This window comes from Brevundimonas sp. NPDC055812, from assembly GCF_053616535.1.
On the sequence record NZ_JBSHDX010000004.1, the window covers coordinates 136804 to 162596 of the forward strand.

General features: G+C 66.0%; 23 protein-coding genes, 1 tRNA gene and 1 pseudogene. 22 read left to right on the forward strand and 3 right to left on the reverse strand.

The annotated features are described in order from the left end of the window. Positions 1–5: 5 nt before the first annotated feature. Positions 6–3227: an autotransporter outer membrane beta-barrel domain-containing protein gene (locus tag ACWGL1_RS08415; protein ID WP_452111743.1), complete on the reverse strand. Its 3222-nt coding sequence runs from the start codon at positions 3225–3227 to the stop codon at positions 6–8. 299 nt (positions 3228–3526) lie between these two features. Here ACWGL1_RS08415 and ACWGL1_RS08420 point away from each other — a divergent pair, with 299 nt between their 5' ends. Continuing rightward, entirely contained in the window at positions 3527–4777 is a 1251-nt protein-coding gene (locus tag ACWGL1_RS08420) for a glycosyltransferase (RefSeq protein ID WP_452111744.1), read from the forward strand. A gap of 151 nt (positions 4778–4928) precedes the next feature. Here the strand turns inward: ACWGL1_RS08420 and ACWGL1_RS08425 are convergent. Both ACWGL1_RS08425 and ACWGL1_RS08430 read right to left on the reverse strand, forming a co-directional pair. After that, a tRNA-Asp gene (locus tag ACWGL1_RS08425) sits at positions 4929–5005 on the reverse strand. 94 nt (positions 5006–5099) lie between these two features. After that, positions 5100–6716: pseudogene (locus tag ACWGL1_RS08430) on the reverse strand (AbgT family transporter). Between the two features lie 209 nt (positions 6717–6925). On the opposite strand from ACWGL1_RS08430, the gene ACWGL1_RS08435 reads away from it, so the two are divergent. From ACWGL1_RS08435 to ACWGL1_RS08535, 21 genes are all read left to right on the forward strand, one after another. Beyond that, the gene (locus tag ACWGL1_RS08435) at positions 6926–7303 is read left to right on the forward strand and encodes an NADH-quinone oxidoreductase subunit A (RefSeq protein ID WP_003164585.1); all 378 of its coding nucleotides are present in this window, start codon (positions 6926–6928) and stop codon (positions 7301–7303) included. Continuing rightward, positions 7273–7872 (forward strand): NuoB/complex I 20 kDa subunit family protein, encoded by a 600-nt coding sequence (locus ACWGL1_RS08440; protein ID WP_087141646.1) that lies wholly within the window; start codon positions 7273–7275, stop codon positions 7870–7872. Before ACWGL1_RS08435 ends, ACWGL1_RS08440 begins: the two co-directional genes overlap by 31 nt. After that, positions 7869–8492 carry an NADH-quinone oxidoreductase subunit C gene (locus ACWGL1_RS08445; protein WP_291774501.1) on the forward strand — a complete coding sequence of 208 codons (624 nt, stop codon included), beginning with the start codon at positions 7869–7871 and terminating at the stop codon, positions 8490–8492. The genes ACWGL1_RS08440 and ACWGL1_RS08445 overlap by 4 nt, the downstream gene beginning before the upstream one ends. Before the next feature lie 92 nt (positions 8493–8584). Next, complete coding sequence (locus tag ACWGL1_RS08450; protein ID WP_291776096.1) at positions 8585–9763, forward strand: NADH-quinone oxidoreductase subunit D; 1179 nt, start codon at positions 8585–8587, stop codon at positions 9761–9763. Beyond that, positions 9760–10434, forward strand: coding sequence for an NADH-quinone oxidoreductase subunit NuoE (gene nuoE, locus ACWGL1_RS08455; protein WP_452111745.1), 675 nt, complete (start codon positions 9760–9762; stop codon positions 10432–10434). Before ACWGL1_RS08450 ends, nuoE begins: the two co-directional genes overlap by 4 nt. After that, complete coding sequence (locus ACWGL1_RS08460) at positions 10434–10703, forward strand: DUF3611 family protein (RefSeq protein ID WP_312218487.1); 270 nt, start codon at positions 10434–10436, stop codon at positions 10701–10703. The genes nuoE and ACWGL1_RS08460 overlap by 1 nt, the downstream gene beginning before the upstream one ends. 6 nt (positions 10704–10709) lie before the next feature. Beyond that, complete coding sequence (nuoF, locus tag ACWGL1_RS08465; RefSeq protein WP_343829573.1) at positions 10710–12023, forward strand: NADH-quinone oxidoreductase subunit NuoF; 1314 nt, start codon at positions 10710–10712, stop codon at positions 12021–12023. Positions 12024–12028: 5 nt separating this feature from the next. Then, on the forward strand, positions 12029–14074 hold the full coding sequence (gene nuoG, locus ACWGL1_RS08470) for an NADH-quinone oxidoreductase subunit NuoG (protein ID WP_452111746.1): 2046 nt from the start codon (positions 12029–12031) through the stop codon (positions 14072–14074). A 3-nt stretch (positions 14075–14077) separates the two neighbouring features. Beyond that, a complete protein-coding gene (nuoH, locus tag ACWGL1_RS08475; protein ID WP_291774511.1) occupies positions 14078–15154 on the forward strand; it encodes an NADH-quinone oxidoreductase subunit NuoH in 1077 nt (358 codons plus the stop codon). Then, on the forward strand, positions 15154–15381 hold the full coding sequence (locus ACWGL1_RS08480) for a hypothetical protein (RefSeq protein ID WP_338578507.1): 228 nt from the start codon (positions 15154–15156) through the stop codon (positions 15379–15381). The genes nuoH and ACWGL1_RS08480 overlap by 1 nt, the downstream gene beginning before the upstream one ends. Continuing rightward, positions 15378–15593 (forward strand): hypothetical protein, encoded by a 216-nt coding sequence (locus ACWGL1_RS08485; RefSeq protein WP_291774518.1) that lies wholly within the window; start codon positions 15378–15380, stop codon positions 15591–15593. Before ACWGL1_RS08480 ends, ACWGL1_RS08485 begins: the two co-directional genes overlap by 4 nt. Beyond that, on the forward strand, positions 15593–16084 hold the full coding sequence (gene nuoI, locus ACWGL1_RS08490) for an NADH-quinone oxidoreductase subunit NuoI (protein ID WP_040345161.1): 492 nt from the start codon (positions 15593–15595) through the stop codon (positions 16082–16084). Before ACWGL1_RS08485 ends, nuoI begins: the two co-directional genes overlap by 1 nt. A 114-nt stretch (positions 16085–16198) precedes the next feature. After that, positions 16199–16825, forward strand: coding sequence for an NADH-quinone oxidoreductase subunit J (locus ACWGL1_RS08495; protein ID WP_291774529.1), 627 nt, complete (start codon positions 16199–16201; stop codon positions 16823–16825). Beyond that, entirely contained in the window at positions 16825–17133 is a 309-nt protein-coding gene (nuoK, locus tag ACWGL1_RS08500) for an NADH-quinone oxidoreductase subunit NuoK (protein WP_291774531.1), read from the forward strand. Before ACWGL1_RS08495 ends, nuoK begins: the two co-directional genes overlap by 1 nt. A 14-nt stretch (positions 17134–17147) precedes the next feature. Further along, entirely contained in the window at positions 17148–19226 is a 2079-nt protein-coding gene (nuoL, locus tag ACWGL1_RS08505; protein WP_452111851.1) for an NADH-quinone oxidoreductase subunit L, read from the forward strand. A gap of 5 nt (positions 19227–19231) precedes the next feature. Continuing rightward, entirely contained in the window at positions 19232–20719 is a 1488-nt protein-coding gene (locus tag ACWGL1_RS08510; protein ID WP_452111747.1) for an NADH-quinone oxidoreductase subunit M, read from the forward strand. A 7-nt stretch (positions 20720–20726) separates the two neighbouring features. After that, complete coding sequence (nuoN, locus tag ACWGL1_RS08515; protein WP_452111748.1) at positions 20727–22169, forward strand: NADH-quinone oxidoreductase subunit NuoN; 1443 nt, start codon at positions 20727–20729, stop codon at positions 22167–22169. Between the two features lie 6 nt (positions 22170–22175). Further along, positions 22176–22922: a biotin--[acetyl-CoA-carboxylase] ligase gene (locus ACWGL1_RS08520; protein WP_452111749.1), complete on the forward strand. Its 747-nt coding sequence runs from the start codon at positions 22176–22178 to the stop codon at positions 22920–22922. Further along, positions 22919–23713: a type III pantothenate kinase gene (locus ACWGL1_RS08525; RefSeq protein WP_338578606.1), complete on the forward strand. Its 795-nt coding sequence runs from the start codon at positions 22919–22921 to the stop codon at positions 23711–23713. The genes ACWGL1_RS08520 and ACWGL1_RS08525 overlap by 4 nt, the downstream gene beginning before the upstream one ends. A gap of 6 nt (positions 23714–23719) precedes the next feature. Further along, positions 23720–25396 carry a ribonuclease J gene (locus tag ACWGL1_RS08530; RefSeq protein ID WP_338578512.1) on the forward strand — a complete coding sequence of 559 codons (1677 nt, stop codon included), beginning with the start codon at positions 23720–23722 and terminating at the stop codon, positions 25394–25396. Then, the gene (locus ACWGL1_RS08535) at positions 25396–25734 is read left to right on the forward strand and encodes a DUF3088 family protein (RefSeq protein ID WP_025977378.1); all 339 of its coding nucleotides are present in this window, start codon (positions 25396–25398) and stop codon (positions 25732–25734) included. Before ACWGL1_RS08530 ends, ACWGL1_RS08535 begins: the two co-directional genes overlap by 1 nt. Positions 25735–25793 lie beyond the last annotated feature (59 nt).

Below are 25793 nucleotides of genomic sequence, written 5' to 3' on the forward strand. Positions count from 1 at the left end.
AAAAATCAGAACTTGAAGCTGGCCCGCAGCAGCAGGGTGTAGCGGACGTAGTCTTCCAGCAGTTCGGCATCGCCGGTGATCGACAGCAGCCCCAGGTCGTTGCCGACGTTCAGGCGGAAGCCCAGGATCGGACCGCCGCCCTCGATGCTGGCGGGGTCCAGGGTGAAGGCGTCGCCGCCCGAAGCCAGGCGGGCGATGGTGGTACCGGCGTCGACCGAGAAGTTCTGACGCCAGCCCAGACGGACCTCGGGGCGAATCCAGCCGTCCTTGCCGAAGCCGTAGCCGATGTTCACGGCCGCCACGCCCGAGAAGATGTGGCCGTCGCGCTCATCGATATCGAGGTCGAAGCCGTCGCCGCCGCCCTGTTCGGTGCGGGCGTCCTCGCTCAGCGAGAAATATTCGACATAGGCCTCGGGGCGGATGTTCAGGCGCCCGAAGTGGCGCTCGTACGAAGCGCCGCCGGCGGCGGCCAGGGTGAAGCCGTGCCAGCTGGATTCGTTCTTCAGGTTGACGCCCTCGGCGACCAGCTTGCGCGTGGCGTTGAAGGAGGCGTAGCCGCCTGCGGCGCGCGCCCAGGTCGTCCAGTATTGGCCTTGAGCCCGCCAGTAGAGGCCCAGCTCCAGGAGGCTGGCCGACAGCACTTCCTCGGCCGCCGATTCCGAGTCTTCCAGATCCGACGAGGTGAAGGCCGCCGTCAGGCCGAAGGCCCCCATGTTGGTGCCGCGTTCGACGCCGCCGGCCAGGCCGAAGCCCTCGGAACGGAAGCCGTAGGTGTCGGTCTTGTCCTTGTCGGCGTAGAAGTTGATCTCCTGCACCCAGGCGCTGGTTTCGCCCGGCGCCGCGGCGGCGTTGCGGCCGGTCAGGGCGCGGGTCACGGCGTCGACGCCGCTGGCCAGCGACAGCAGCGGGCCGCCCGAGTGGTCGGGCAACAACTGCTGATAGATGTGGAAGAAGCCGTCGCGGTCCGTCTGGTTCAGCATGGCCGCGCGGATCAGCTCATTGTCGGCCAGGCCGGCGTAGAGCACGTCATAGGCGGCGGCCTCGGCCTTGATCATGCCGGCCTCTTCCGCCGTGCGGCGACGGGCGTCGACCGTCAGCTTTCCGGCGGCTTCGTCGACGTTGGCGTTGACCACGAAGGCGTAGGGCGAGTTGGACTGCAGCACGTCCTGGTCGATGGCGCCGACGTTCAGGTCGCCCGCCTCGATGATGGTGAAGGACGTCGGGTCCTGGATCAGGGAGTTGAAGCGCACGCCCAGGCCCGCCCCGTCGGCCAGGTCGGCGCTGCCGCTGACCTTGAAGCCGCCGTTGGCGTCGTTGGCGGGGTCCAGGGTCACGATCAGGTTGCCGTCGGCGCCGACGTTCAGGTCGCTGACCTGAAGCTGGCCCGTATGGCGCGCATCCAGGGTGCCCTTGGAGATGTCGATGTCCAACTGGCCGTCGCCATTGGACAGCTTGCCGGTCACCACGGCGCCGCCGCTGATGGCCAGGCGGTCGGCGCCGGTTCCGAAGGAGATGTCTCCGTTCACCGTGCCGTTGCGGATGTCCAGCACATCGGCGCCCGAGCCCAGACGGATGTCGCCGCGGATCGCGGGTTCATTGGCGTCAGGCACCCCGTCGCCGTCGGCGTCCGGCAGCTTGTGATCGGGAACGACCACGCCGTCCTGGACCAGGGTGACGCCTGTGCTGTTGGCGCTGACGTCCACGGCGATGGCCGAGCCGGTCTGGGCCACATCCTTTTCGGGGCTGATGGCGGCCACGATCTTGCCGGTGTTGTTGATCGTGGTCAGCGTGCCGGATTCATCGCGCAGGGCGACGGCGTCGCCCTTGGAGCCGTTGACCCCTGCCGTCACCGAGCCGGAGTTGACGAAGGAGGCGACATTGGCGCCCTGGTTGATCAGCACGCCGGCGGCGACGTTGGCTTCCGAGCTGGCGGAGACGCTTTGAATCGCCCCCGAGTTGACGATGCTCGGCGCCGTGGCGTCCGCGCCGATCAGGACCCCCGTGCTGTCGCCCGTGTTCGCCGAAGAGGTGATCGTGCCCTGGTTGCGCAGCCCGCCGGCCAGGGTGACCGACTGGCCCGTGCCGCCGATCTGGACAGCGGTGGCGTCGACGTCCTTGTAGACGCCGGCCGCCTCGATGGAGCCCCGGTTGATCAGACCATAGGCGTCGTCTCCGGTTCCCACCGGGCCCAGGTTGATGGCCTTGTCGGCTGAGCCGACCAGCACCGCCGGCGCGCCGCCGAACGAACGGATGGCGGCGGTCGTCTCCTGGGCGTCGGGAATACCGTCCTTGTCGCGGTCGGTGTCTTTCTTCTCTTCCTCAGTCGCGTCGTCAGGCAGGGGCGGGGGAGGGCCATCAAAGACCACGCCGCCGGTGACGTCGCCCGCGATGCGGACGGCCGGGCCGCCCTGCAGCAGATCGTCGTCGTCGAGATTTTCGAGATAGGTCGCGCCCTCGCGCGGCTCGCCCGTCGTCGGCTTGCTGGGCGGCGGGGTGGTGTAGCGATAGCCGGTCGTATTGACCGCGCCCTGAATCTTGACCGCGCCGTCGACCGCGCCGTCGATAGCGACCCCGGTCGCGTTCTCGCCGATGGCGCTGACGCTGCCCAGAATAGTGACGTCGCCGGTGATGTCGCCGGTCGTGTGGATGCCGTAGGTGTCGTTGCCGACGACGCTGACCTGACCCTGGCTGAAGAGGTCGCCGGTCAACGGGGCCTCGACCGTCAGGCCCGAGGAATTATTGCCCTCGACCTTGATCGAACCGGACGATTCGATGCGGATGTCGCCGACCAGCGGAGCCGAGCCCGTGACGCGGACGCCGTGACGGTTCGTCCCGTCGGCGAACGGACCGTCCAGGTCGCCGTCCTTGTCCTCGTCCTTATATTCCTCGATCGAGTCGGTGATGTTGATCGCGCCGCCGATGGTGACGTCGCCGGTGTTGCCGCCGTTGACCAGGATGCCCGTGGCGCCGTCGGCGGCCTTGAGCATGTCGATCTTGGACCCGGAATCCAGTTTCACGTCATTGCTGGAATCCAGCGTCACGGCGGCGCCTGACGTCACGGCGATCGAACCGCCGCTGGCCAGCCGCACGTCGTCCCGCGCGCCGTTGTTGGCGGTCGAGGTGCTGACAGGCGTCGTCCGCGCGTTCGAAATGACCTGTTCGGCCTGAGCGCCGGACGCGACCAGCAGGGGGGCGATCGCAACGGCGCTCGCGAGCAGAATACGCATTCGTAAGAAACCCCTCGTGGTCGCACGCGCAAGGATTGAAGGCGCCCCTCCTAACAGGGTCCACGCCCGCACGCCCCAAGTTTCTCGAATTTGAGGCGAATGCAAGGCCCGGCCTATGCAGATGAAGCTGAACGGCGGATGAAAAGCGGCGGCGTGCGACCGGATTGCGACGCCCTCTTGAGCGTAGCGGTTCCAGGCGCTACGGGCCGAAAGTCGCGGTGAAGATCAGCCGTGTCCGTCGCATCCAAAGCCGGAGCTTTAGCGTTAGCGTGAAGAACGACAGGCACAGGATCCATCGCATGAGCGCGAACCATATCGACGTCCAGGAAAGCGAACTGAGGCTGTTTCCCGGCCTGGACGAAGAGGTGGCCGACACCTTGCGAGCCACGAAGACCGCAGCCGCTGATTCCCGGCCGCGCCTCGTTGACACCACCATGTTGTTCGCGCCGCGCTCCGGCGGGGTGAAACGCTATCTCCTATCGAAGAAGGCCTGGCTGGAGGGGCATCGGCCCGAGGTGGCGCACAACCTGGTCGTGCCGGGGGCGGGATACAGGATGGAGCCTGACGGCGTGGTCCGTCTTCACGCGCCCAAGCTGCCGTTCGGCGACGGCTATCGCTGGCCCAGTTCGGTGCGGCGCTGGGGCGCCTGGGTGTCGTCGCTCAATCCCGCGCTGATCGAGGCGGGCGATCCCTATACGCCTGGCCAGGGCGCGCTGGAGGCCGGCCAGAGGGTCGGCTGCCCGGTCGTCGGCTTCTGCCACTCGGACCCGGCGGCCCTGGCGGCCCTGCATTTCGGGGAATGGGCCAAGAAGCCGGTCGAAAAGCGGTGGGCCAGGCTGTTCTCCCAATTCGACCGCGTGGTCTCGCCCAGCCGTTTTATCGCGCAGCGCCTGGAAGAGGCGGGCGTGGGCGGCATTGTGATTCGTCCGCTGGGCGTCGAGGTGGACACCTTCCATCCCGACCGCCGCGATCGCGACTGGCTGTTGAAGAAGCTGGGCCTGGGCGCCGACGCCCGTTTGCTGTGTTTCGCGGGGCGTCCGGCCAAGGAGAAGAACGTCGGCGTCCTGATCGACGCGGTGCAGCGTCTGGGCGCGCCCTACCATCTGGTGCTGGTCGGTGCGGGGGCGGGGATGCCGCCCGAGGATCGGGTCATCTCCCTGCCTTACGAGAAGGATCCGCGCGCGGTGGCCCGCATCATCGCCAGCTGCGACGCCTTCGTGCACGCCAACGACAAGGAACCGTTCGGCCTGATCGTGCTGGAGGCCATGGCCTGCGGCCGGGCCGTGGTGGGCGTCAACTCGGGCGGCGTGGCCGAGACGGTGGACGAGAGCGTCGGTCAGTTGGCCGTTTCCGCCGACCCGGTCGACTACGCAGCGGCCATTGAGGCCCTGTTCGCGCGCGACGTGGAGGCCCTGGGGGCGGCGGCGCGGGTCAAGGCGGTCGAGCAGTTCGCCTGGAACCGCGTGTTCGAGGATCTGACCATGCTTTATGGCGAACTGACCGGGAAGGCCGAGTTCGTCACGCCGCGAGAGATGTTGCCGATCAACTAGGCGCCCGCCGCTGTCGCCCTCGGGCTCGTCCCGAGGGCTTAAGGCCGGACGCGGCGGAACAGACGCACGAAAGCTGCGTCTGCGATCAATCTCGATTGTCAGAAGACAAAGGGAAGGGCGGTGCGCCACTCCCTCAGAACCCTGAGAGGAGTGGCGCGAGTGACGGGGCTCGAACCCGCGACCTCCGGCGTGACAGGCCGGCACTCTAACCAACTGAGCTACACCCGCGTTCCCATCCGAAGCGACTGTGCGCCCCGGCGAGGGGCGTCGTTTAGGCGGGGCCGCGTCGCACGTCAAGCGACGCGGCTGTGGATAAATCAAATCATCTGGCCGAGGGCGTTGCGGCGGCCTGCGGCGGGGCTGCGGGACCGGCGATTCCGCCGTCCGCAGGCAGTTGCGACGCCGTGGCGGGCGGCGGCGGTTCGTAGTGGACGCCCACGCCCGGTCCCAGCGGCAGGTCCAGCGCCACCCAGGACGCGACCATGATCAGTCCCGCGACCAGGAAGGCCCCGGCGTAGGGCAGCATGGTCGCCATCAGCGAGCCCAGACCGAACTTCGGATCCCAGCGCTGGGCGAAGGTCAGGATCAGCGGGAAGTAGCTCATCAGCGGCGTGGCGATGTTGGTGACGGAATCACCCATGCGATAGGCGGCGGTGGTCATCTCGGGACTGATGCCCAGCAGCATGAACATGGGCACGACGATGGGGGCGAGCGCCGACCACTTGGCCGAGGCCGAGCCGATGAACAGGTCGAAGACGCAGGACACCAGCACCACCATGATCAGCAGCAGCGGCGTGGGCAGGGCCAGTTCGCGTAAGGAGGCGGCGGCGTTGACCGCCAGGATCGGCCCCAGGCCCGACCAGTTGAACATGGCGACGAAGTGGGCGGCGAAGAAGGCCAGGACGATGTAGGGGGCCAGTTGGCTGATGCCCTCGCGCATCATCCGCACCAGGTCGTGGTGGGTCTTGATCGAGCCGGACCCCGCGCCGAAGGCCGCGCCCGCCATGAAGAAGGTCAGGGCGAAGAAGGCCACCAGCGAGCGATACAGGGGATTGAAGCGCTGTTCCGGCTCGGCGTCGGCGTCGACGAAGGGCGAGCCAGGCAGGAAGGTCACGATTGTCCAGACGGCGATCATGGCCAGGATGGTCAGGCCCGCCCAGGCCAGGCCGCGCTTTTCGGCCGCGGTGAGGGGCGTCTTCTCTTCGGCGGCGACCGGTGCGGCGTCGTGCGGCGTCCAGGCGCCGAGGCGCGGCTCGATCACCCGGTCGGTCAGGAACTAGACGATGGGCGTGAAGACGATCACCACCCCGACGATGAAGAACCAGTTGCCGGCGATGCTGACGGCGTAGGACGGGTCGATCAGATGGGCGGCGGGCTCGGTGATGCCCAGGATCAGGGCGTCGCTGGCGCCGGGGAACAGATTGCCGGCATAGCCGCCCGACACGGCGGCGAATCCGGCGGCCAGGCCGGCTAGCGGATGACGGCCCGCTGCGGCGAAGATGACGGCCGCCAGCGGAATCACCACGACATAGGAGGCGTCGGAGGCGTGGTGAGACACCATGCCGGTGATCACCACGATCGGCGTCAGGATGAATCGCGGCGCATTCAGCAGAGCGCCGCGAATGGCGGTGGAGAACAGGCCCGTCCGTTCGGCCACCGAGGCGCCGTAGATGATGGTGATGACGATCCCCAGCGGCGGAAAATCGGCCAGGGTGCGCGGCATGCCGATGAACAGCCGCTCCAGATTGGCGGGCGACAGAAGGCTTTGCGCCTGCAGCGCCTCGCCGGTCACCGGATTGATTGCGGACCAGCCCAGACCTGCGCCGACCAGGCTCAGAACAACCAGGCCCAGGATCAGCCAAAGGAATAGGAAGACAGGATCTGGCAGCCGATTGCCGATGCGTTCGATGGAGTTCAGCAGGCGGGCGGCCAGGTTCATGCGCAAGCTCTCGGCTGTGTCGAAGGCGACGGCGCATTTCGCGGATCAGCGGCATAGGAGGCAATCGCGCGGCCTGCGGCAAATCGCGCAAAAAACTGCGAACCATTCGCAACAAAAAACCTTTGCCGACATGGGTTTGAACCCTGGCGAGGTTGGGTCTAAGAAGCCCCGAATCCGCCCCCTACCTCCCGGCGGGCGAGGCAGCTCGAATGAACGAATTTCTTCTAGAATATCTTCCGATCGTCGTTTTCCTGGGCATCGCCATCGTGCTCGGCGCCGGCTTCATGCTGGCGGCCTGGGTGCTGGCCCCCAAGAACCCCGACACCGAGAAGCTCTCGGCTTATGAGTGCGGCTTCAACGCCTTTGACGACGCGCGCATGAAGTTCGACGTGCGCTTCTATCTGGTGTCGATCCTCTTCATCATCTTCGACCTGGAAATCGCCTTCCTGTTCCCTTGGGCGGTGTCGATGTTCGACCTGTCGCACGGCGGCATGGTCTTCGCCTTCTGGTCGATGATGGTCTTCCTGGGCGTCCTGACGGTCGGCTTCATCTACGAATGGAAGAAGGGAGCCCTGGAATGGCAGTGATCGCCCCCTCTAGCCCCCTGGTCCCCGCCGGTTCCGCCGCGCGCTCGACCGTCGAGGGCTATGACCCCAAGATTCACGACAAGTTCTTCGAGTCCGTCAATACGGAGCTGGGCGAGCGTGGCTTCCTGACGACCTCGCTGGACGACGTCATCACCTGGGCCCGCACCGGTTCGCTGATGTGGATGTCGTTCGGCCTGGCCTGCTGCGCCGTCGAGATGATCCACCTGTCGATGCCGCGCTTCGACCTGGAGCGCTTCGGCACCGCGCCGCGCGGGTCGCCGCGCCAGTCGGACCTGATGATCGTCGCCGGCACCCTGACCAACAAGATGGCTCCGGCTCTGCGCAAGGTCTACGACCAGATGCCGGACCCGCGCTACGTCATCTCGATGGGGTCGTGCGCCAACGGCGGCGGCTATTACCACTACAGCTACAGCGTCGTGCGCGGCTGTGATCGCGTGGTGCCGGTGGACGTTTACGTTCCGGGCTGCCCGCCGACCGCCGAGGCTCTGCTGTACGGCATCCTGCAGCTGCAGAAGAAGATCCGCCGCACGGGGACCATCGAGCGATGAGCGAGCTGGTGCGCGTTGCGGAGCGCGAATCCGCCCTGACGCCTCTGGGCACGGAAATGGTCGCGGCGCTCGGCGTCGAGGCGGTGGTCGCCTATGGCGAACTGACCCTGATCGCCCCGCGCGAGAAGATCGTCGAGGTCATGACGGCCCTGCGCGATCAGTTCGGCTTCCAGCAGTGCATGGACGTCTGCGGCGCCGACTATCCCGACCGCGCCGAGCGGTTCGAGGTCGTCTATCACCTGCTGTCGCTGACGCGCGCCGCGCGCGTTCGCGTCAAGGTCTCGACCGACGAAGTGAAGCCGGTCCCCAGCGTGTCGTCGGTCTATCCGTCGGCCGGCTGGTTCGAGCGTGAAGCCTTCGACATGTACGGCATGATCTTCTCGGATCACCCGGACATGCGCCGCATCCTGACCGACTACGGCTTCCAGGGGCACCCGCTGCGCAAGGACTTCCCGATGACGGGCTATGTCGAGGTCCGCTACGACGAAGAGCAGAAGCGCGTGGTCTATGAGCCGGTGAAGCTGACTCAGGAATTCCGCAACTTCGACTTCCTGTCTCCGTGGGAAGGCGCCGATTATCCGACCGTCCTGCCGGGCGACGAGAAGGCGGGAGCGCAGTAATGGCCGACGGTAACAACACTCCGGCTCCGACCGGTTCGGCGATCGACCCGTTCGAGGACTATGAAGACGGCCTGACCCCGCACGCGCGGGCGATGGACGACCGCAAGTTCACCATCAACTTCGGCCCGCAACACCCGGCCGCGCACGGCGTGCTGCGCCTGGTGCTGGAGCTGGACGGCGAACTGGTCACGCGCGTCGATCCGCACATCGGCCTGCTGCACCGCGGCACCGAGAAGCTGATGGAGGCGCGCACCTACCTCCAGAACATCCCCTACCTGGACCGGCTGGACTACGTCTCGCCGATGAACCAGGAGCACGCCTTCTGCCTGGCGATCGAACGCCTGCTGGAGATCGACGTGCCGTATCGCGGCCAGCTGATCCGGGTGCTTTATTCGGAAATCGGCCGCATCCTGAACCACCTTCTGAACACGACCATGCAGGCCATGGACGTGGGCGCCCTGACCCCGCCGCTGTGGGGCCATGAAGAGCGCGAGAAGCTGATGGTCTTCTATGAGCGGGCCTGCGGCGCGCGTCTGCACGCCAACTACTTCCGTCCGGGCGGCGTCCACCAGGACCTGACGCCCGAGCTGATCGACGACATCGGCCGCTGGTGCGCCGAGTTCCCGGCCAAGCTGGACGACATCGAAAGCCTGGTCACCGAGAACCGCATCTTCAAGCAGCGCAACGTCGACATCGGCGTGGTGTCCAAGGAGAACGCGCTCGCGTGGGGCTTCTCGGGCGTCATGCTGCGCGGCTCGGACATCGCCTGGGACCTGCGCAAGGCTCAGCCGTACGACTGCTACGCGGACCTCGAGTTCGACATCGCCGTCGGCAAGAACGGCGACTGCTGGGATCGCTATCTGTGCCGCGTCGAGGAGATGCGCCAGTCGATCCGCATCATGGAGCAGTGCATCCACAAGCTGCGCAACTGCCCCGGCGAGCCGGTCCTGACCGAAGACAACAAGATCGCCCCGCCGCGCCGCGGTGAGATGAAGCGCTCGATGGAGGCGCTGATCCACCACTTCAAGCTCTACACCGAAGGCTTCCGCACCCCGGAAGGCGAGGTCTATGCGGCCGTCGAGGCGCCGAAGGGCGAGTTCGGCGTCTACCTGGTGTCGGACGGCACCAACAAACCCTACCGCGTCAAGCTGTCGGCGCCCGGCTTCCGTCACCTGCAGGCGATGGACTGGATGAACCGCGGCCACATGCTGGCGGACGTGTCCGCCATCCTCGGCTCGCTCGACATGGTGTTCGGAGAAGTGGACCGATGAGCGTTCGTCGCCTGGCCAAGGAGCAACCGGCCTCTTTCGAGTTTTCGAAGGAGACGATGGAAAAGGCTCAGTGGTGGATCAAGAAGTACCCGGAATCGCGTCGCCAGTCGGCGGTGATCCCGGTCCTGTGGCTGGTCCAGAAGCAGGAGGGCTGGGTGTCCGAGCCGTCGCTGCGCGCCATCGGCGACCTGCTGGGCATGGCCTATATCCGGGTGCTGGAGGTCGCGACCTTCTACACCATGTTCCAGCTGACGCCGGTCGGTACGGCTGCGTTGATCCAGGTCTGCGGCACCACGCAGTGCATGCTGCGCGGCTCCAACGAGCTAATGCGCGTGTGCCGCGAGAAGATCGGTCCCAAGGACGAGCTGTCGGCTGACGGCCGCTTCACCTGGCAGGAAATCGAATGCATCGGCGCTTGCTCGAACGCGCCGGTGGCCCAGATCAACGATCTCTACTACGAAGACCTGACGCCCGAGAACATGGCTCAGATCATCGACGATTTCGCGGCGGGCAAGACGCCGAAGGCGGGCAGCTACGTCGGTCGCCACACGTCAGAGCCCCAGGGCGGCGCGCGCGTTCTGACGGACCCGGCGCTGTATGACGGCTCGGCCGCCAAGAAGATCAAGAAGCTGCCGAACTCGGAGCCTGTCGCTGAAAAGGCGCCGGCCTGATGGCGCGGCCGGACCTCGAAACGGAAGCGGGCAGGGCGGCCTATCGGGCCGAACTGCGACGTGTCGGCTGGCGCCCGCGTTGGGCGGGCCTGGCCTGTATCGTGGTCGCGGCCGCTCTGGTTTTGTTCGCGCGCGAGGGCCGTTTCGGCCTGACTGAAAACGCCGCGGTGGCGGCCTATGGCCTGTTGGCCATCGGATGGGTGCTGGTGATCTACGCCGTCTTCCAGCGCACCCGCCACCACAAGCGCCGCATGGCGGAAGGACTTTAAGGGATCATGGTCGGCATCCTCCAAGACAAGGATCGGATCTTCACCAACCTCTACGGCTTCCATGACTGGGGCCTTGAGGGGGCGAAGAAGCGCGGCGCGTGGAACGCCACCAAGGACATGCTGGACCTTGGCGGCGAATGGATCATCAACAACGTCAAGAACTCGGGCCTGCGCGGACGCGGGGGCGCCGGTTTCTCGACCGGGCTGAAGTGGTCCTTCATGCCCAAGGAAGTGAAGGATCGCCCTCACTACCTGGTCATCAACGCCGATGAGTCCGAGCCCGCCACCTGCAAGGACCGCGAGATCATGCGTCATGATCCGCACCTGCTGATCGAAGGCGCGTTGATCGCCTCCTTCGCGATGAAGGCCCACGCCTGCTACATCTACCTGCGCGGCGAATACATCCTCGAGCGCGAGCGCATGGAAGCCGCCGTCAAGCAGGCCTATGAGGCCAAGCTGATCGGTGACGACAACGTCCACGGCTGGGACTTCCACGTCTATATCCACCACGGCGCCGGGGCCTATATCTGCGGCGAAGAGACGGCTCTGCTGGAGTCGCTGGAAGGCAAGAAGGGCCAGCCGCGCCTGAAGCCGCCGTTCCCGGCGGGCGCCGGCCTCTATGGCTGCCCGACGACTGTGAACAACGTGGAATCGATCGCTGTGGTCGGCACCATCCTGCGTCGCGGCGCCGACTGGTTCGCCAGCTTCGGTCGTCCGAACAACACCGGCACCAAGCTGATGTCCCTGTCGGGCCACGTGAACACGCCCTGCGTGGTCGAAGAGGCCATGTCGATCCCGCTGCGCCAGTTGATCGAGGATCACGGCGGCGGCGTGCGCGGCGGCTGGGAAAACCTGAAGGCCATCATTCCGGGCGGCGCGTCCTGCCCGGTCATCACGCGCGAACAGGCCGAAGTCGCCCTGATGGACTTCGACTCCATGCGCGAGCATCGCTCGTCGCTGGGCACCGCCGGCGTGACGGTCATGGACCAGTCCACCGACATCGTGAAGGCGATCGCCCGCATCAGCTACTTCTTCAAGCACGAGAGCTGCGGCCAGTGCACGCCGTGCCGTGAAGGCACCGGCTGGATGTGGCGCGTGCTGGAACGCATGGCGATCGGCGACGCCGACCCGTCCGAGATCGACCTGCTGCTCGACGTGGCCAGCCAGGTCGAAGGCCACACCATCTGCGCCCTCGGCGACGCCGCCGCCTGGCCCGTTCAGGGCCTGATCCGGCACTTCCGTCACGAGATCGAAGAGCGCATCCACACCTACCGCAGCCGCCGCGCGAACTTCGCCGGCCACGCGATCGCGGCGGAGTAATCGTAATGCCTATCGCCAAGGTCAACGGCGTTGAAGTCGAGTTCGAACCGGGCATGACCGTGCTGCAGGTCGCCGAGCGCGCCGGGCAGGAAATCCCGCGGTTCTGCTACCACGAGCGCCTGTCCATCGCCGGCAACTGCCGCATGTGCCTGGTCGAGGTGAAGCCTGGACCGCCCAAGCCCCAGGCGTCGTGCGCGCTGCCGGCCGCCGACGGCCAGGAAATCTTCACCGACACGCCGATGGTCAAGAAGGCCCGCGAAGGGGTGATGGAGTTCCTGCTCATCAACCACCCGCTGGACTGCCCGATCTGCGACCAGGGCGGCGAGTGCGACCTGCAGGATCAGGCCGTCGGCTACGGCCGCGACGGGTCTCGCTACGGCGAGAACAAGCGCGCAGTCGAAGAAAAGAACATGGGCCCGACGGTCAAGACGTTCATGACGCGCTGCATCCAGTGCACGCGTTGCGTCCGCTTCATCACCGAAGTGGCGGGCGTGCCGGACATCGGCATGATCTCGCGCGGGGAAAGCGCTGAGATCACGACCTATCTGGAAAAGAACATCGACAGCGAACTGTCGGGCAACGTCAACGACCTGTGCCCGGTGGGCGCTCTGACGCACCGCCCGTGGCAGTATCACTACCGCCCGTGGGAGCTGAAGAAGACCGAGACCATCGACGTGATGGACGCGCTCGGTTCGAACATCCGCGCCGACGCGCGCGGCGCCGAGGTCATGCGCGTTCTGCCGCGCGTGAACGAGGGCATCAACGAGGAGTGGCTGTCGGACAAGAGCCGCTATGCCGTCGACGGCCTGCAGGCGCGTCGTCTGGACCGTCCTTGGGTGCGTGAGAACGGCAAGCTGCGTCCGGCTTCGTGGGACGAGGCTCTGTCGGTCGTCGCCGACAAGATCAAGGCCGCCTCGGCTGACCGCATCGGCGCCATCGCCGGCGACCTGCAGGACGCCGAGTCGATGAAGGCGACGCTGGACCTGTTCCGCGCGCTGGGTTCGGCCAACACCGACTGCCGTCAGGACGGCGCCGCGCTGGGCGGCGAGGTTCGTGAAGGCTGGCTGTTTAACTCCGGCCTGCAAGGCATTGAAAACGCTGACGCCATTCTGATCGTCGGCGCCAATCCGCGTACAGAAGCGCCGCTGCTGAACGCGCGCATCCGCAAGACCTGGCTGAAGGGCGGCGTCGAAGTCGGCGTCATCGGCCCGCAGGCCGACCTGACCTATGACTACAACTACCTCGGCGCCGGTTCGAAGACCGTCGGCAAGCTGCCCAAGGCCGCTGTCGACTTCCTGACCAAGGCCGAACGGCCCGCCATCATCGTCGGCGCGGGCGCCCTGACCGGCGAGACCGGCCCGGCCGTGCTGAACGCCCTGGGCGCGCTGGCCAAGAAGGTCGGCGTGGTCAAGGACGGCTGGAACGGCTTCAACGTCCTGCACACCGCCGCCGCGCGTGTCGGCGGCCTGGACATGGGCTTCCTGCCGGGCGAGGGCGGTCTGGACGTGGCCGCCATGCTGAAGCCGGGCGCGCTGGACGTGCTGTTCTTGCTGGGCGCCGATGAGGTGAACGCGGACGCATCGGGCGCCTTCCGCGTCTATCTGGGTTCGCACGGCGATCGCGGCGCGCACGGCGCGGACGTGATCCTGCCGGGCGCGGCCTACACCGAGAAGTCGGGCCTCTACGTCAACACCGAGGGCCGGGTGCAGATGGCCGAACGCGTGGTCTTCCCGAAGGGCGAGGCCAAGGACGACTGGGCCATCATCCGAGCCCTGTCGGAACGCGTCGGCTGCAAGCTGCCGTTCGACACCCTCGACCAGTTGCGCACGAAGCTGATGGGCGACCATCCGACCTTCGGCCGCATCGACTATCTGGCCCCGGCCGCGACGTTCGACGTCGCCAAGCTGGGCGCCAAGGGAGACCTGGGCGACGTCGCCTTCGTCTCCGTCATCGCCGATCCCTACCTGACCAACCCGATCGCGCGCGCCAGTGAAACCATGGCCCAACTGTCCGCTGAGCGGACGGCGCCGGTCGCTCTGGCGGCGGAGTAAGACATGGACGCTGCGACTTCCTTCTGGGCCACTCCCGTCGGCTGGACCCTCGCCACTCTGGGCGGGATCCTGCTGGTCGTGGTCGGCATCCTGATCTCCCTGGCCTTCCTGCTGCTGGCCGACCGCAAGATCTGGGCGGGCGTTCAGCTGCGCAAGGGTCCGAACGTGGTCGGTCCCTTCGGCCTGCTGCAGTCCTTCGCCGACTTCTTCAAGTTCGTGCTGAAGGAGATCGTCATCCCGGCCGGGTCGGACAAGGTGGTCTTCATTCTGGCCCCGCTGATCAGCTTCGTGCTGGCCTTCATCGCCTGGGCGGTGATCCCGTTCGCGCCGGGCTGGGTGGTGTCGGACCTGAACGTCGGCATCCTGTACATCCTCGCGATCAGCTCGCTGGGCGTGTACGGCATCATCATGGGCGGCTGGGCTTCGAACTCGAAGTACCCGTTCCTGGGCTCGCTGCGTTCGGCGGCGCAGATGGTGTCCTATGAGGTCTCGATGGGCCTCATCATCATCAACGTCATCCTGCTGGCCGGGACGATGAACCTGACCGAGATCGTGACCCAGCAACAGGGTTGGATCTGGAACTGGAACGCCTTCGGCGGCGGGCTCGAGACCCTGCCGACCATCATCGTCATGCTGCCCATGACCATCGTCTTCTTCATCTCGGCTCTGGCCGAGACGAACCGTCCGCCGTTCGACCTGCCCGAAGCGGAGTCGGAGCTGGTGGCCGGTTATCAGGTCGAATATTCCTCGACCCCCTACCTGCTGTTCATGATCGGCGAGTACGCCAACATCGTCTTCATGTGCGCCATGATCACCCTGCTGTTCTGCGGCGGGTGGAATCCGGGCTTCCCGACCGACTTCCTGAACAGCGTCCCGGCCTTCGTGGCCAACCTGTTCTACCTAGCGGTCTTCGCCGTGAAGGTGGTCTTCTGGTTCTTCATGATCGCCCTGGTGAAGGCCTTCGTGCCTCGCTACCGCTATGACCAGCTGATGCGCCTGGGCTGGAAGATCTTCCTACCGGCTTCGCTGATCGCCGTGGTCTTCGTGTCGGCGTGGCGCGTGTTCGCGGTGGGGGCGTGATGGGCGTCCGCGCCACAGTCCTGATCGCGTTGGCGCTCGCCGCCGGCCTGTCGGCCTGCACCTTCACGCCGATGGATCCGGCTGCGCCCGAGACCGCGTCCGCGCGTCTCGAACGCCTGGACCGGGAGCGAGGAGAGGAGGCGGACAAGCGCGCCTATTGCCAACGTCTGTCGCGGGACGATCCGCGTTTCGACAGGGACGGCTGCGAACGCCGGATCGGCGGATGAAGATGAAGGCCGCAGCCCTGATGATCGCCCTGACCGCGCCCATGCTGGCGTCGGCCTGCGCGCCCTATGAGGCCGAGCCCGTCTCGGTCTATCAGTGGGAGCGCAAGGTGCAGGAAGTTGAACGGCGCGAGGCGGAACGCCAGCGCCTTTGCCAGACCCTCGACAAGGAAAGCGCCCGCTATGAACGCGAGTGCGCCGGAGTGAAATCGTAATGCTGACCCGTATCGTTCAGGCGGCCAAGGGCGCGATGCTGACCGACGTGTTCGGCGCCGTCGGCCTGTCGATGAAGTACATGATGAAGCCGAAGGCGACGGTGAACTATCCGTTCGAGCGCAACCCGCAGTCGCCGCGCTTCCGTGGCGAACACGCGCTGCGCCGCTATCCGAACGGCGAAGAACGCTGCATCGCCTGCAAGCTGTGCGAGGCCATCTGCCCGGCGCAAGCCATCACCATCGAGGCCGAACCGCGGGCCGACGGCAGCCGCCGCACGACGCGCTACGACATCGACATGGTCAAATGCATCTACTGCGGCCTGTGCCAGGAGGCCTGCCCGGTGGACGCCATCGTCGAGGGACCGAACAGCGAGTTCGCCACCGAGACCCGCGAAGAACTGCTCTATGACAAGGCGCGCCTGCTGGACAACGGCGACCGCTGGGAGCGTCTGATCGCGAAGAATCTGGAACTCGACGCTCCGTATCGCTAAACGGAGCGGCGATTCCGCCGCGCTGACCCTGACCTTCGGGCCGGGGCTGATTTCTGGAAGGGTCCGGGATTTCCGTCCGGGCCATTGGTTTTGAAGAGGGGCGTCGTCCCGCACATGTTGCAAGGCCTGGCCTTCTATCTTCTGGCGACGGTCGCCGTGGTTTCCGCCCTTCTGGTGGTGACCGCGCGCAATCCCGTGCACTCCGTTCTCTGGCTGATCCTGACCTTCTTCTCGGCGGCCGGACTGTTCGTGCTGCTGAGCGCCGAGTTCCTGGCGATGCTGCTGGTCGTCGTCTACGTCGGCGCCGTGGCGGTGCTGTTCCTGTTCGTGGTCATGATGCTGGACGTCGACTTCGTGAAGCTGCGCGAGGGTTACGCGCGCTACCTGCCGCTGGCGGGCGTCGTGGCGGGCGTGCTGCTGGCCGAGATGATCATGGTGTCGATCAGCGTCGTTCAGGGCGGAGCCGCCCGCGACGCCGCCTCGCCGGTGCCGGCCGGGCCTGACGTCACCAACATCGAGACGATCGGCCGCGTGCTCTACACGGACTATGTCTACTTCTTCCAGGCGGCGGGCGTGGTTCTGCTGATCGCCATGATCGGCGCCATCGTCCTGACCCTTCGTCACCGTCCGGGCGTGCATCGTCAGGATCTGGCGGCGCAAGCCAACCGCGAACGCGCCAAGGCTGTCGAGATCAAGTCCGTGACCACGGGCCAGGGCGTCACCCCAGAGGAGCTTCTGTGATGGATATCTCGCTCCACCACTATCTGGCGGTCGCCGCCATGCTTTTCACCATCGGCGTCTTCGGCATCTTCGTGAACCGCAAGAACGTCATCATCATCCTGATGTCGGTCGAGATGATCCTGCTCGCGGTGAACATCAACTTCGTGGCCTTCTCGACCCACCTGAACGACGTGTCGGGTCAGTTGATGGCCATGTTCGTCCTGACGGTCGCCGCGGCCGAGGCCGCCGTCGGCCTGGCCATTCTCGTGACCTTCTTCCGTAACCGCGGCGACATCGCGGTCGACGACGCCTCCGTGATGAAGGGCTGATCGGAACCGTGACTATCCAGACTCTCGTCACTCTCGGCGTCTTCGCCCCCCTGCTGGGGGCCATGATCGCCGGCTTCTTCGGTCGCCGGATCGGCGACATTCCGTCCCAGGCCGTCACAACCGGCCTGCTGTTCTTCTCGTGCGCGGTCTCGTGGATCGTGTTCAGCCAGTGGACCTGGGGCGGGCTGGAAGCCTTCACCGTCCACATCGCGCCGTTTATCCATGTGGGCGACTTCCAGTCGAACTGGTCGATCCGCGTCGACGCCATGTCGGCGGTCATGCTGATCGTGGTGACCAGCGTCTCGTCGCTGGTCCACCTCTATTCCTGGGGCTACATGAAGGAGGACGACAGCCGTCCTCGCTTCTTCGCCTATCTGTCGCTGTTCACCTTCATGATGCTGGCGCTGGTGACGGCGGCCGACTTCGTGCAGATGTTCTTCGGCTGGGAAGGCGTGGGCCTGGCGTCCTATCTGCTGATCGGCTTCTGGTACAAGAAGGCCTCGGCCTCTTCGGCGGCGATCAAGGCCTTCGTGGTCAACCGCGTCGGCGACTTCGGCTTCCTGCTCGGCATGATGACCGTGTTCTGGATGTTCGGCACGATCGAGTTCGCCAAGCTGTTCCCGATGATCGCCGGCAAGGTCGGCACGGGCTGGGAATTCCTGGGCTACACCTGGTCGGCGCTGGACCTGGCCGGTCTGCTGCTGTTCGTCGGCGCCATGGGCAAGTCGGCGCAGTTCTTCCTGCACACCTGGCTGCCGGACGCGATGGAAGGCCCGACGCCTGTGTCGGCCCTGATCCACGCGGCCACCATGGTCACGGCTGGCGTCTTCATGGTCTGCCTGCTGTCGCCTCTTTATGAGCACGCGCCCGTCGCGTCGCAGTTCATCGCCATCATCGGCGGGATCACCGCCATCTTCGCCGCGACCGTCGGCATGATGCAGAACGACATCAAGCGGGTGATCGCCTATTCGACCTGTTCGCAGCTGGGCTACATGTTCTTCGCGGCGGGCGTCGGCGCCTATCAGCCCGCCATGTTCCACCTGTTCACGCACGCCTTCTTCAAGGCCCTGCTGTTCCTGGGCGCCGGTTCGGTGATCCACGGCATGCACCACGAGCAGGACATGCGGAAGATGGGCGGCCTGTGGAAGCTGCTGCCCGTCACCTATGCGACCATGATGATCGGCACCATCGCCATCACCGGCCTGGGGATGCCCGGCGTCGGCGGCTTCGCCGGCTTCTACTCCAAGGACTCCATCCTCGAGAGCGCCTATGCGGCGGCGACGACCGGCCATTCGGCTGCAGGCATGTTCGCCTTCTTCATCGGCATCTCTGCGGCTCTGCTGACGGCCTATTATTCCTGGCGTCTGGTCTTCATGACCTTCCACAACAAGCCGGTTTGGAAGGAAGAGGAGGGCGCGCACGCCCATCACGCGGACGACCATGCCTCACACGCTCAGATCGAAACCCATTCAGAGCCGCTGGACAGCGACGATCACGCTCACGACGACCACCACCACGGTCCGCTGAAGCCGCATGAAAGCCCGTGGGTCATGGTGCTGCCGCTGCTGCTGCTGTCGGTCGGCGCGGTGGCCGCGGGCATGATCTTCGCCCCGCACTTCATCGGCCATCATGAGGCCGAGTTCTGGCGCGGCGCCATCTTCGTCGGGGCTGAGAACCACGTCCTGCACGAAAGCCACAACGTCCCGACCTGGGTGAAGTGGGCGCCGCTGATCGTGACGCTGCTGGGCACGGCCATCGCCTACTGGCTGTATGTCGTGAAGGAAGGCGCGGCCAAGCAGATGGCCGACCGCAAGGGCCCGCTGTGGACCTTCCTCTACAACAAGTGGTTCTTCGATGAGCTGTATGACGCCGTCTTCGTGAAGGGCGCCAAGGCGATCGGCGACTTCTTCTGGAAGATCGGCGACGTGAAGATCATCGACGGCCTCGGCCCGAACGGCGCGGCCTGGGCTTCGCTGAAGTCGGGCGGCTGGCTGTCCCGGTTCCAGTCCGGTTTCGTCTACTTCTATGCATTCGTGATGCTGATCGGCGTGGCTGCGTTCCTTGCTTTCGCCATCTTCACGTGGGGAGCCTGAGCCTCGTGCCTCACATTCTGAGCATCGTCACCTTCCTGCCGCTTCTCGGCGCGGCCGCGATCCTGGTCGCGCGCCTGCTGAACAAGGGCGGTCAGGACGCCGCGGCCCCGGCCGCCCGCTGGATCGCCCTGGTCACCACCCTGGTGGTGCTGGCGGTGTCCGTCCTGCTGGTCGCGCAGTTCGATCCGTCGAACCCGGCCTATCAGTTCGTCGAGAACTACGCCTGGTTTGCGGGGGCCAGTTATCACCTGGGCGTGGACGGGATCTCCATCCTGTTCGTCCTGCTGACGGCCTTCCTGCTGCCGATCTGCGTGGTGGCCAGCTGGAAGGCGATCGAGACGCGCGTCGTCGAATATATGATCGCCTTCCTGATCCTGGAGACGCTGGTCATCGGGGTGTTCACCTCGCTGGACCTGTTCCTTTTCTACATCTTCTTCGAAGGCACCCTGGTGCCGATGTATCTGATCATCGGCATCTGGGGCGGCGCCAACCGCATCTACGCGGCCTACAAGTTCTTCCTCTACACCCTGCTGGGCTCCGTCCTGATGCTGCTGGCCATGCTGTGGATGGCGCACACGACGGGCACCACCAGCATTCCGGAGCTGAAGCAGTACGCCTTCGACGCCTCGGTGCAGCCGATCCTGTGGCTGGCCTTCTTCGCCTCCTTCGCGGTGAAGATGCCGATGTGGCCGGTGCACACCTGGCTGCCCGACGCTCACGTTCAGGCGCCGACGGCGGGTTCGGTCATTCTGGCCGGCATCCTGCTGAAGCTCGGCGGCTACGGCTTCATCCTGTTCAACATTCCGATGTTCCCGCTGGCGTCGCAGATGTTCACGCCGCTGGTGTTCACCCTGTCGGTGATCGCCGTGGTCTACACCTCGCTGGTCGCCTTCCGTCAGACGGACATGAAGAAGCTGATCGCCTATTCGTCGGTCGCTCACATGGGCTTCGTGACCATGGGCATCTTCGCCGGCAACGACACCGGGGTTCAGGGCGCCGTCTTCCAGATGCTGAGCCACGGCCTGATCTCGGGCGCGCTCTTCCTGTGCGTCGGCGTGGTCTACGACCGGATGCACACCCGTGAGATCGCCCTCTATGGCGGCCTGACGGCGCGGATGCCCTGGTATGCGGCCATCTTCCTGATGTTCACCATGGCCAACGTCGGCCTGCCGGGCACCTCGGGCTTCATCGGCGAAGTGCTGACGATGACGGGCGCCTATCAGGTCTCGACCTGGACGGCCCTGATCGCGGCCTCGGGCGTGATCTTCTCGGCGGTCTATGCGCTGACGCTGTTCCGCAACGTCATGTACGGCCCGATCACCAATCCGGCGCTGGAAAGCATCACCGACATCGACAAGCGCGAGCTGCTGATCTTCGTGCCCCTGATCGTCGGCACCATCTGGCTGGGCCTCTATCCCAACGCCGTTCTGGATTACACCGGGCCAAGCGTTGAGGCCCTGACGACCGCCTATCGCGCAGCCATCGGCGGGTGAGAGCATAATGACTGATCTGTCTTCCGCCCTTCATCTCTCGGCCCCGGAACTGACCCTTGCGGTCGGCGGCCTGGTGCTGCTCATGCTCGGCGCCTTCGCCGGGGAGAAGTCGACGCGCCTGGTTTCGGGCCTGTCGGTGCTGCTGCTGCTGGCGGCGACGGCTCTGGCCGCCGTCGGCCCGCTGGGCGCGGCCTTCAACGGGGCCTATGTGGCCGATCCGCTGGCCGTCTACGGCAAGGCGGTGATCTTCCTGTCCGCCGCTGTGGCCGTAGTGCTGGGCGACGGCTGGATGCATCGCAACAACATCGCCAAGTTCGAATATCCGATCCTGATCGTGCTGGCCTCGGTCGGCATGGGGATGATGGCGTCGTCGGGCGACCTGATCTCGCTCTACATCGGCATCGAGATGCACTCCCTGGCCCTCTACGTCCTGGCCGCCTATCGCCGCGACGATCTGAAGGCCTCGGAAGCCGGTCTGAAGTATTTCGTCCTGGGCGCCCTGTCGTCGGGTCTGCTGCTGTACGGCGCCAGCCTGATCTATGGTTTCGCCGGTTCGATGCGGTTCGAGGACATCGCCGCCTTCGCGACCGCCAACCCCGGTCCGGGCCTGATCTTCGGCCTGGTCTTCCTGATCTGCGGCTTGGCGTTCAAGGTTTCGGCCGCGCCGTTCCACATGTGGACGCCGGACGTCTATGAAGGCGCCCCGACGCCGGTCGTGGCCCTGTTCTCGACCGCGCCCAAGGTGGCGGCCATGGTGCTGATCATCCGCGTGCTGGTCGAAGGCTTCGGCCTGGCCCATGCCCAGTGGGCGCAGGTGGTGATCCTGATCTCGCTGATCAGCTTCGCCGTCGGCGCCTTCGGCGGCCTGATGCAGAAGGACATCCAGCGGCTGCTGGCCTATTCGTCCATCATCAACATCGGCTACGCCCTGCTCGGTGTCGCGGCGGGCACGCAGGTCGGCGTTCAGGCGACCCTGATGTTCATGACCCTGTATGTCGTGGACCAGATCGGCTTCTTCGCCATCCTGCTGTCGCTGAGCCGCAATGGTCGTCCGATCCGCAAGATCGCCGATCTGGCCGGTCTGAAGAAGGACCGCCCGCTGACGGCCGTCGCCCTGACGATCCTGTCGCTGTCGGCTATCGGCATTCCGCCGATGTCGGGCTTCTGGGGCAAGGTTTATGTCTTCGGCGCGGCCGCTGACGCCGGATACTGGATAGCGGGCGCGGCGGGGCTGGTGGCCTCGGTCGTGGCGGGCTTCTACTACCTGCGCATCATCAAGGTGATGTGGTTCGACACGCCGGACTTCGACGTGACGACCGACAAGGCGCCGGCCGGCGCCCAGTGGATCGGTTGGGCGGCTGCGGCCTTCAGCTTCCCCGTGGTGCTTCTGGCTCTCGTCTGGCTGGAGCCGCTGACGCGCGCGGCGGCGGCAGGCGTCGGGATCGGATAAGGGGCCTTGGCGGCTCCGGTCCTGATCCTCGAAGAGACCGACTCCACCAATGCCGAGGCGCGTCATCGCGCCGAGGCGGGCGAGGCCGGGCCGCTGTGGATCGCGGCTCGGCGTCAAACCGCCGGGCGGGGCCGTCGCGGCCGCGCCTGGGACAGCCGCGACGGCAATCTGGCCACGACCCTGCTGCTGACGCTGAAGCGTACTCCGGCCGAGGCGGCGCAACTGACCTTCGCCGCTGCGCTGGCGGTGGCCGACCTGCTGGACCGCTATGTCCCGCCCGCGCTGGTCAGCATCAAATGGCCCAATGACGTTCTGTTGGATGGGCGCAAGTCGTCCGGCATCCTGATCGAATCCGGCCCTGCGCCGTCTGGCGGTCTGTGGCTGGCGGTCGGCATCGGCGTGAACCTGTCCCACGCGCCCGAAGGGACCGAGCGCCCGACCACCTGCATCGCCGAGCATCTTGGTCACGACGTGGCTTCGGCGCCGTCGATGGAGGAGGGGGCCAAGGCGCTGGCTGAAACCTTCGACGTCTGGCTGGAACGCTGGACGCGTCTGGGCTTTCAGCCGGTGCTGGACGCCTGGGTCGCGCGGACGCCGGGCCTGTTCGGGCCGTGCACGGCGCGGCTGAGCCATGAAACCCTGAGCGGGATCGCCGACGGCGTCGAGGCCGACGGCGCCCTGCGTCTGAAACTGCCGGACGGAGGCCTGCGAGTCATCTCCGCCGGCGACGTCTTCTTCGGAGAGACCGCCTGATGCTGCTGGCGATCGAGCAAGGCAATACGAACACGCTTTTCGCCGTCCACGACGGCGAGGAGTGGATCTTCCAGTGGCGCACCGCCACCGATCCCATGCGCACGGCCGATGAATACGCCGTCTGGCTGCACCAGCTGTTCGAGATGCGCGGTCATGGCCTGACCATGGCCGACATGGACGGCTGCATCATCTCCAGCGTGGTGCCGCAGTCGATTTTCAACCTGCGCAACCTGGCGCGACGCTATCTGACCGTCGAACCCCTGGTGATCGGCGAGAACGTCGAGCTGGGCATTGAGGTGCGCATCCACAAACCCAGCGAGGCCGGGGCCGACCGCCTGGTCAACGCCATCGGCGCGCTTCAGGCCTATGAGGGCGACCTGCTGCTGATCGACAGCGGCACGGCGACCACTTTTGACGTCGTCTCGGGTGCCAACGGCAAGGGCGGGGGCGCCTTTGAAGGCGGACTGATCGCGCCGGGCATCAATCTGTCGCTTCAGGCCCTGCACGAGGCTGCGGCCAAGCTGCCGCGCATCGCCATTCAGCGCCCCGAGACCGTCATCGGGCGCGACACCGTCACCTCCATGCAATCGGGCGTCTTCTGGGGCTATATCGCTCTGATCGAAGGGCTGGTGGACCGTATCAAGGCCGAGTGGGGCAAGCCCATGACGGTCATCGGCACCGGCGGCGTCGCCTCCCTGTTCGAGGGCGCTACCGACTCTATCGACCGGTTTGATCCGGACCTGACCATCCGCGGCCTACTCGAAATCTGGCGGCGGAACTCCCATCTGTAAGGCCGTATGACTAAGAAAAATCAAAACGACGAACTCGTCTTCCTGCCGCTGGGCGGTTCGAACGAGGTCGGTATGAACCTGAACGCCTATGGCTTCGGCCCGGCGCATGATCGCAAATGGATCATCGTCGACGTGGGCGTGACCTTCGGCGACCAGTCCACGCCGGGCGTGGACGTCATCGTGCCGGATCCGACCTTCCTGGAAGGCGAGAACATCCTGGGCATCGTGCTGACGCACGCGCACGAGGACCATATCGGCGCCCTGGGCTGGCTGTGGCCGCGCATTCAGGCGCCGCTGTACGCCACGCCCTTCACCGCCTTCCTGATCCGCGAGAAGCTGCGCGACGCCGGCATCTATGAAGATGTCGAACTGATCGAGGCGCCGCTGGGTTCGACGGTGGATCTGGGCCCGTTCGAGGTGACCTATGTCACCATCACCCACTCGATCGCCGAGCCGAACGGCCTGGCCATCAAGACGCCTCTGGGCACGGTGCTGCACACCGGCGACTGGAAGATCGACAACGATCCGGTCGTGGGCGAGCGCACCGACGTCGACTTCATCCAGAATCTGGGCGACGAGGGCGTCCTGGCTATGGTGTGCGACTCCACCAACGTCTTCGTCGACGGGGTCGCCGGGTCCGAGGGCGAGGTGAAGGTCAAGCTGGCCGAGCTGATCCAGGGCCTCAAGGGCCGGGTCGCCGTCGGCTGCTTCGCCTCCAACGTCGCGCGCATGGACAGCGTGATCCGCGCCGCCGAGGCCGCCGGTCGCCGCGTAGCGCTGGCCGGTCGCTCGATGCACCGCATCACCGCCGCCGCCAAGTCGGTCGGCATGTTGAACGACATCAAGCCCTTCCTGTCCGAACAGGAGGCCAAGATCTGGCCGGCGGACGAGATCCTGTATCTGTGCACCGGCAGCCAGGGCGAGGCGCGAGCGGCTCTGTCGCGCGTGGCCGAAGGGACGCATCCCTTCGTCAAGCTGGGGCAGGGGGATCACTGCATCTTCTCGTCGCGCGTCATCCCGGGCAACGAACTGTCCATCGGCCGCCTGCAGGACAAGATGGCTGAGCGCGGAATCCGTATCTACACTGAGAAGGATCACCCCGGCATCCACGTCTCGGGCCACCCGTGCCGTGACGAACTGCGTCAGATGTATCAGTGGGCCCGGCCGCAGATCGCCGTGCCGACCCATGGCATGCGCCGTCACCTGATCGAGCACGGCAATCTGGCCAAGGACATGCAGGTGCCGGAGACGGTGACGCCGCGCAACGGCGACATGGTGCGCCTGGCCCCCGGACCCGCCGCCATCATCGACGAAGTGCCCTCGGGCCGTCTGTTCGTCGACGGCGGCATGTTGGTCGAGGAAGGCGGGGAGGCTCTGCGTGAGCGCAAGCACGCCGCCAGCAACGGCATCCTGATCGTCAGCTTCGCCCTGGACAAGCGCGGGCGGATCGCCAGCGACATCGACGTGCGGGGCATCGGCCTGCCCGGCGACGCGGACCGTCCGCTGGGCGATGTGCTGGATGACATGGCCGAGCGCGTCGAGAACACGGTGCGCGGCCTGAAGGGCGAGGCGCTGGAAGACGAGATGGTCATCGAACAGGCCGTCAGCCGGACCCTGAAGAAGGCCAGCCAGCAGATCTGGGACCGTCGTCCGATCGTCGAAACCGTGGTGCTGAGGCTCTGATGGCGGATCGTCTGTATCTATTGAACCCAGACTGGTTCGACGATCAGGGCGGGCCGTGGTTCTGTCCGCCGGGCGCGCGGATCGAAGGCGTGTTGGGCCTGTATCCGCGCCTGCGCGAGCACCTGACCGTGACCTATCTGGATCACCCGCGTCCGCGCCCGGCCGTGATCGCCGAGGTGGGGGAGGCGAACCAGAGCTGCCCCCTTCTGGTCCTGGACGGCGAGTTCGACTGGCCCGATGCTCAGGTCAGCGAGGAAACGGGCGCGCGCTTCCTGCAGGATGACGACATCCTGCCCTACTGGGCCGCGCGCTACGGCATCGGGCGGCCGCATCCGTAAGCAATGAATCCTTCTCCCGATGGGAGAAGGTGGTCCGAAGGACCGGATGAGGGTTCCCG

Excerpts from the sequence above, each read along its gene's own strand:
- ACWGL1_RS08415 (WP_452111743.1), bottom strand. The coding sequence starts at position 3,227 with ATGCGTATTCTGCTCGCGAGCGCCGTTGCGATCGCCCCCCTGCTGGTC.
- ACWGL1_RS08420 (WP_452111744.1), top strand. The coding sequence starts at position 3,527 with ATGAGCGCGAACCATATCGACGTCCAGGAAAGCGAACTGAGGCTGTTT.
- ACWGL1_RS08435 (WP_003164585.1), top strand. The coding sequence starts at position 6,926 with ATGAACGAATTTCTTCTAGAATATCTTCCGATCGTCGTTTTCCTGGGC.
- ACWGL1_RS08440 (WP_087141646.1), top strand. The coding sequence starts at position 7,273 with ATGGAAGAAGGGAGCCCTGGAATGGCAGTGATCGCCCCCTCTAGCCCC.
- ACWGL1_RS08445 (WP_291774501.1), top strand. The coding sequence starts at position 7,869 with ATGAGCGAGCTGGTGCGCGTTGCGGAGCGCGAATCCGCCCTGACGCCT.
- ACWGL1_RS08450 (WP_291776096.1), top strand. The coding sequence starts at position 8,585 with ATGGACGACCGCAAGTTCACCATCAACTTCGGCCCGCAACACCCGGCC.
- nuoE (WP_452111745.1), top strand. The coding sequence starts at position 9,760 with ATGAGCGTTCGTCGCCTGGCCAAGGAGCAACCGGCCTCTTTCGAGTTT.
- ACWGL1_RS08460 (WP_312218487.1), top strand. The coding sequence starts at position 10,434 with ATGGCGCGGCCGGACCTCGAAACGGAAGCGGGCAGGGCGGCCTATCGG.
- nuoF (WP_343829573.1), top strand. The coding sequence starts at position 10,710 with ATGGTCGGCATCCTCCAAGACAAGGATCGGATCTTCACCAACCTCTAC.
- nuoG (WP_452111746.1), top strand. The coding sequence starts at position 12,029 with ATGCCTATCGCCAAGGTCAACGGCGTTGAAGTCGAGTTCGAACCGGGC.
- nuoH (WP_291774511.1), top strand. The coding sequence starts at position 14,078 with ATGGACGCTGCGACTTCCTTCTGGGCCACTCCCGTCGGCTGGACCCTC.
- ACWGL1_RS08480 (WP_338578507.1), top strand. The coding sequence starts at position 15,154 with ATGGGCGTCCGCGCCACAGTCCTGATCGCGTTGGCGCTCGCCGCCGGC.
- ACWGL1_RS08485 (WP_291774518.1), top strand. The coding sequence starts at position 15,378 with ATGAAGATGAAGGCCGCAGCCCTGATGATCGCCCTGACCGCGCCCATG.
- nuoI (WP_040345161.1), top strand. The coding sequence starts at position 15,593 with ATGCTGACCCGTATCGTTCAGGCGGCCAAGGGCGCGATGCTGACCGAC.
- ACWGL1_RS08495 (WP_291774529.1), top strand. The coding sequence starts at position 16,199 with ATGTTGCAAGGCCTGGCCTTCTATCTTCTGGCGACGGTCGCCGTGGTT.
- nuoK (WP_291774531.1), top strand. The coding sequence starts at position 16,825 with ATGGATATCTCGCTCCACCACTATCTGGCGGTCGCCGCCATGCTTTTC.
- nuoN (WP_452111748.1), top strand. The coding sequence starts at position 20,727 with ATGACTGATCTGTCTTCCGCCCTTCATCTCTCGGCCCCGGAACTGACC.
- ACWGL1_RS08530 (WP_338578512.1), top strand. The coding sequence starts at position 23,720 with ATGACTAAGAAAAATCAAAACGACGAACTCGTCTTCCTGCCGCTGGGC.
- ACWGL1_RS08535 (WP_025977378.1), top strand. The coding sequence starts at position 25,396 with ATGGCGGATCGTCTGTATCTATTGAACCCAGACTGGTTCGACGATCAG.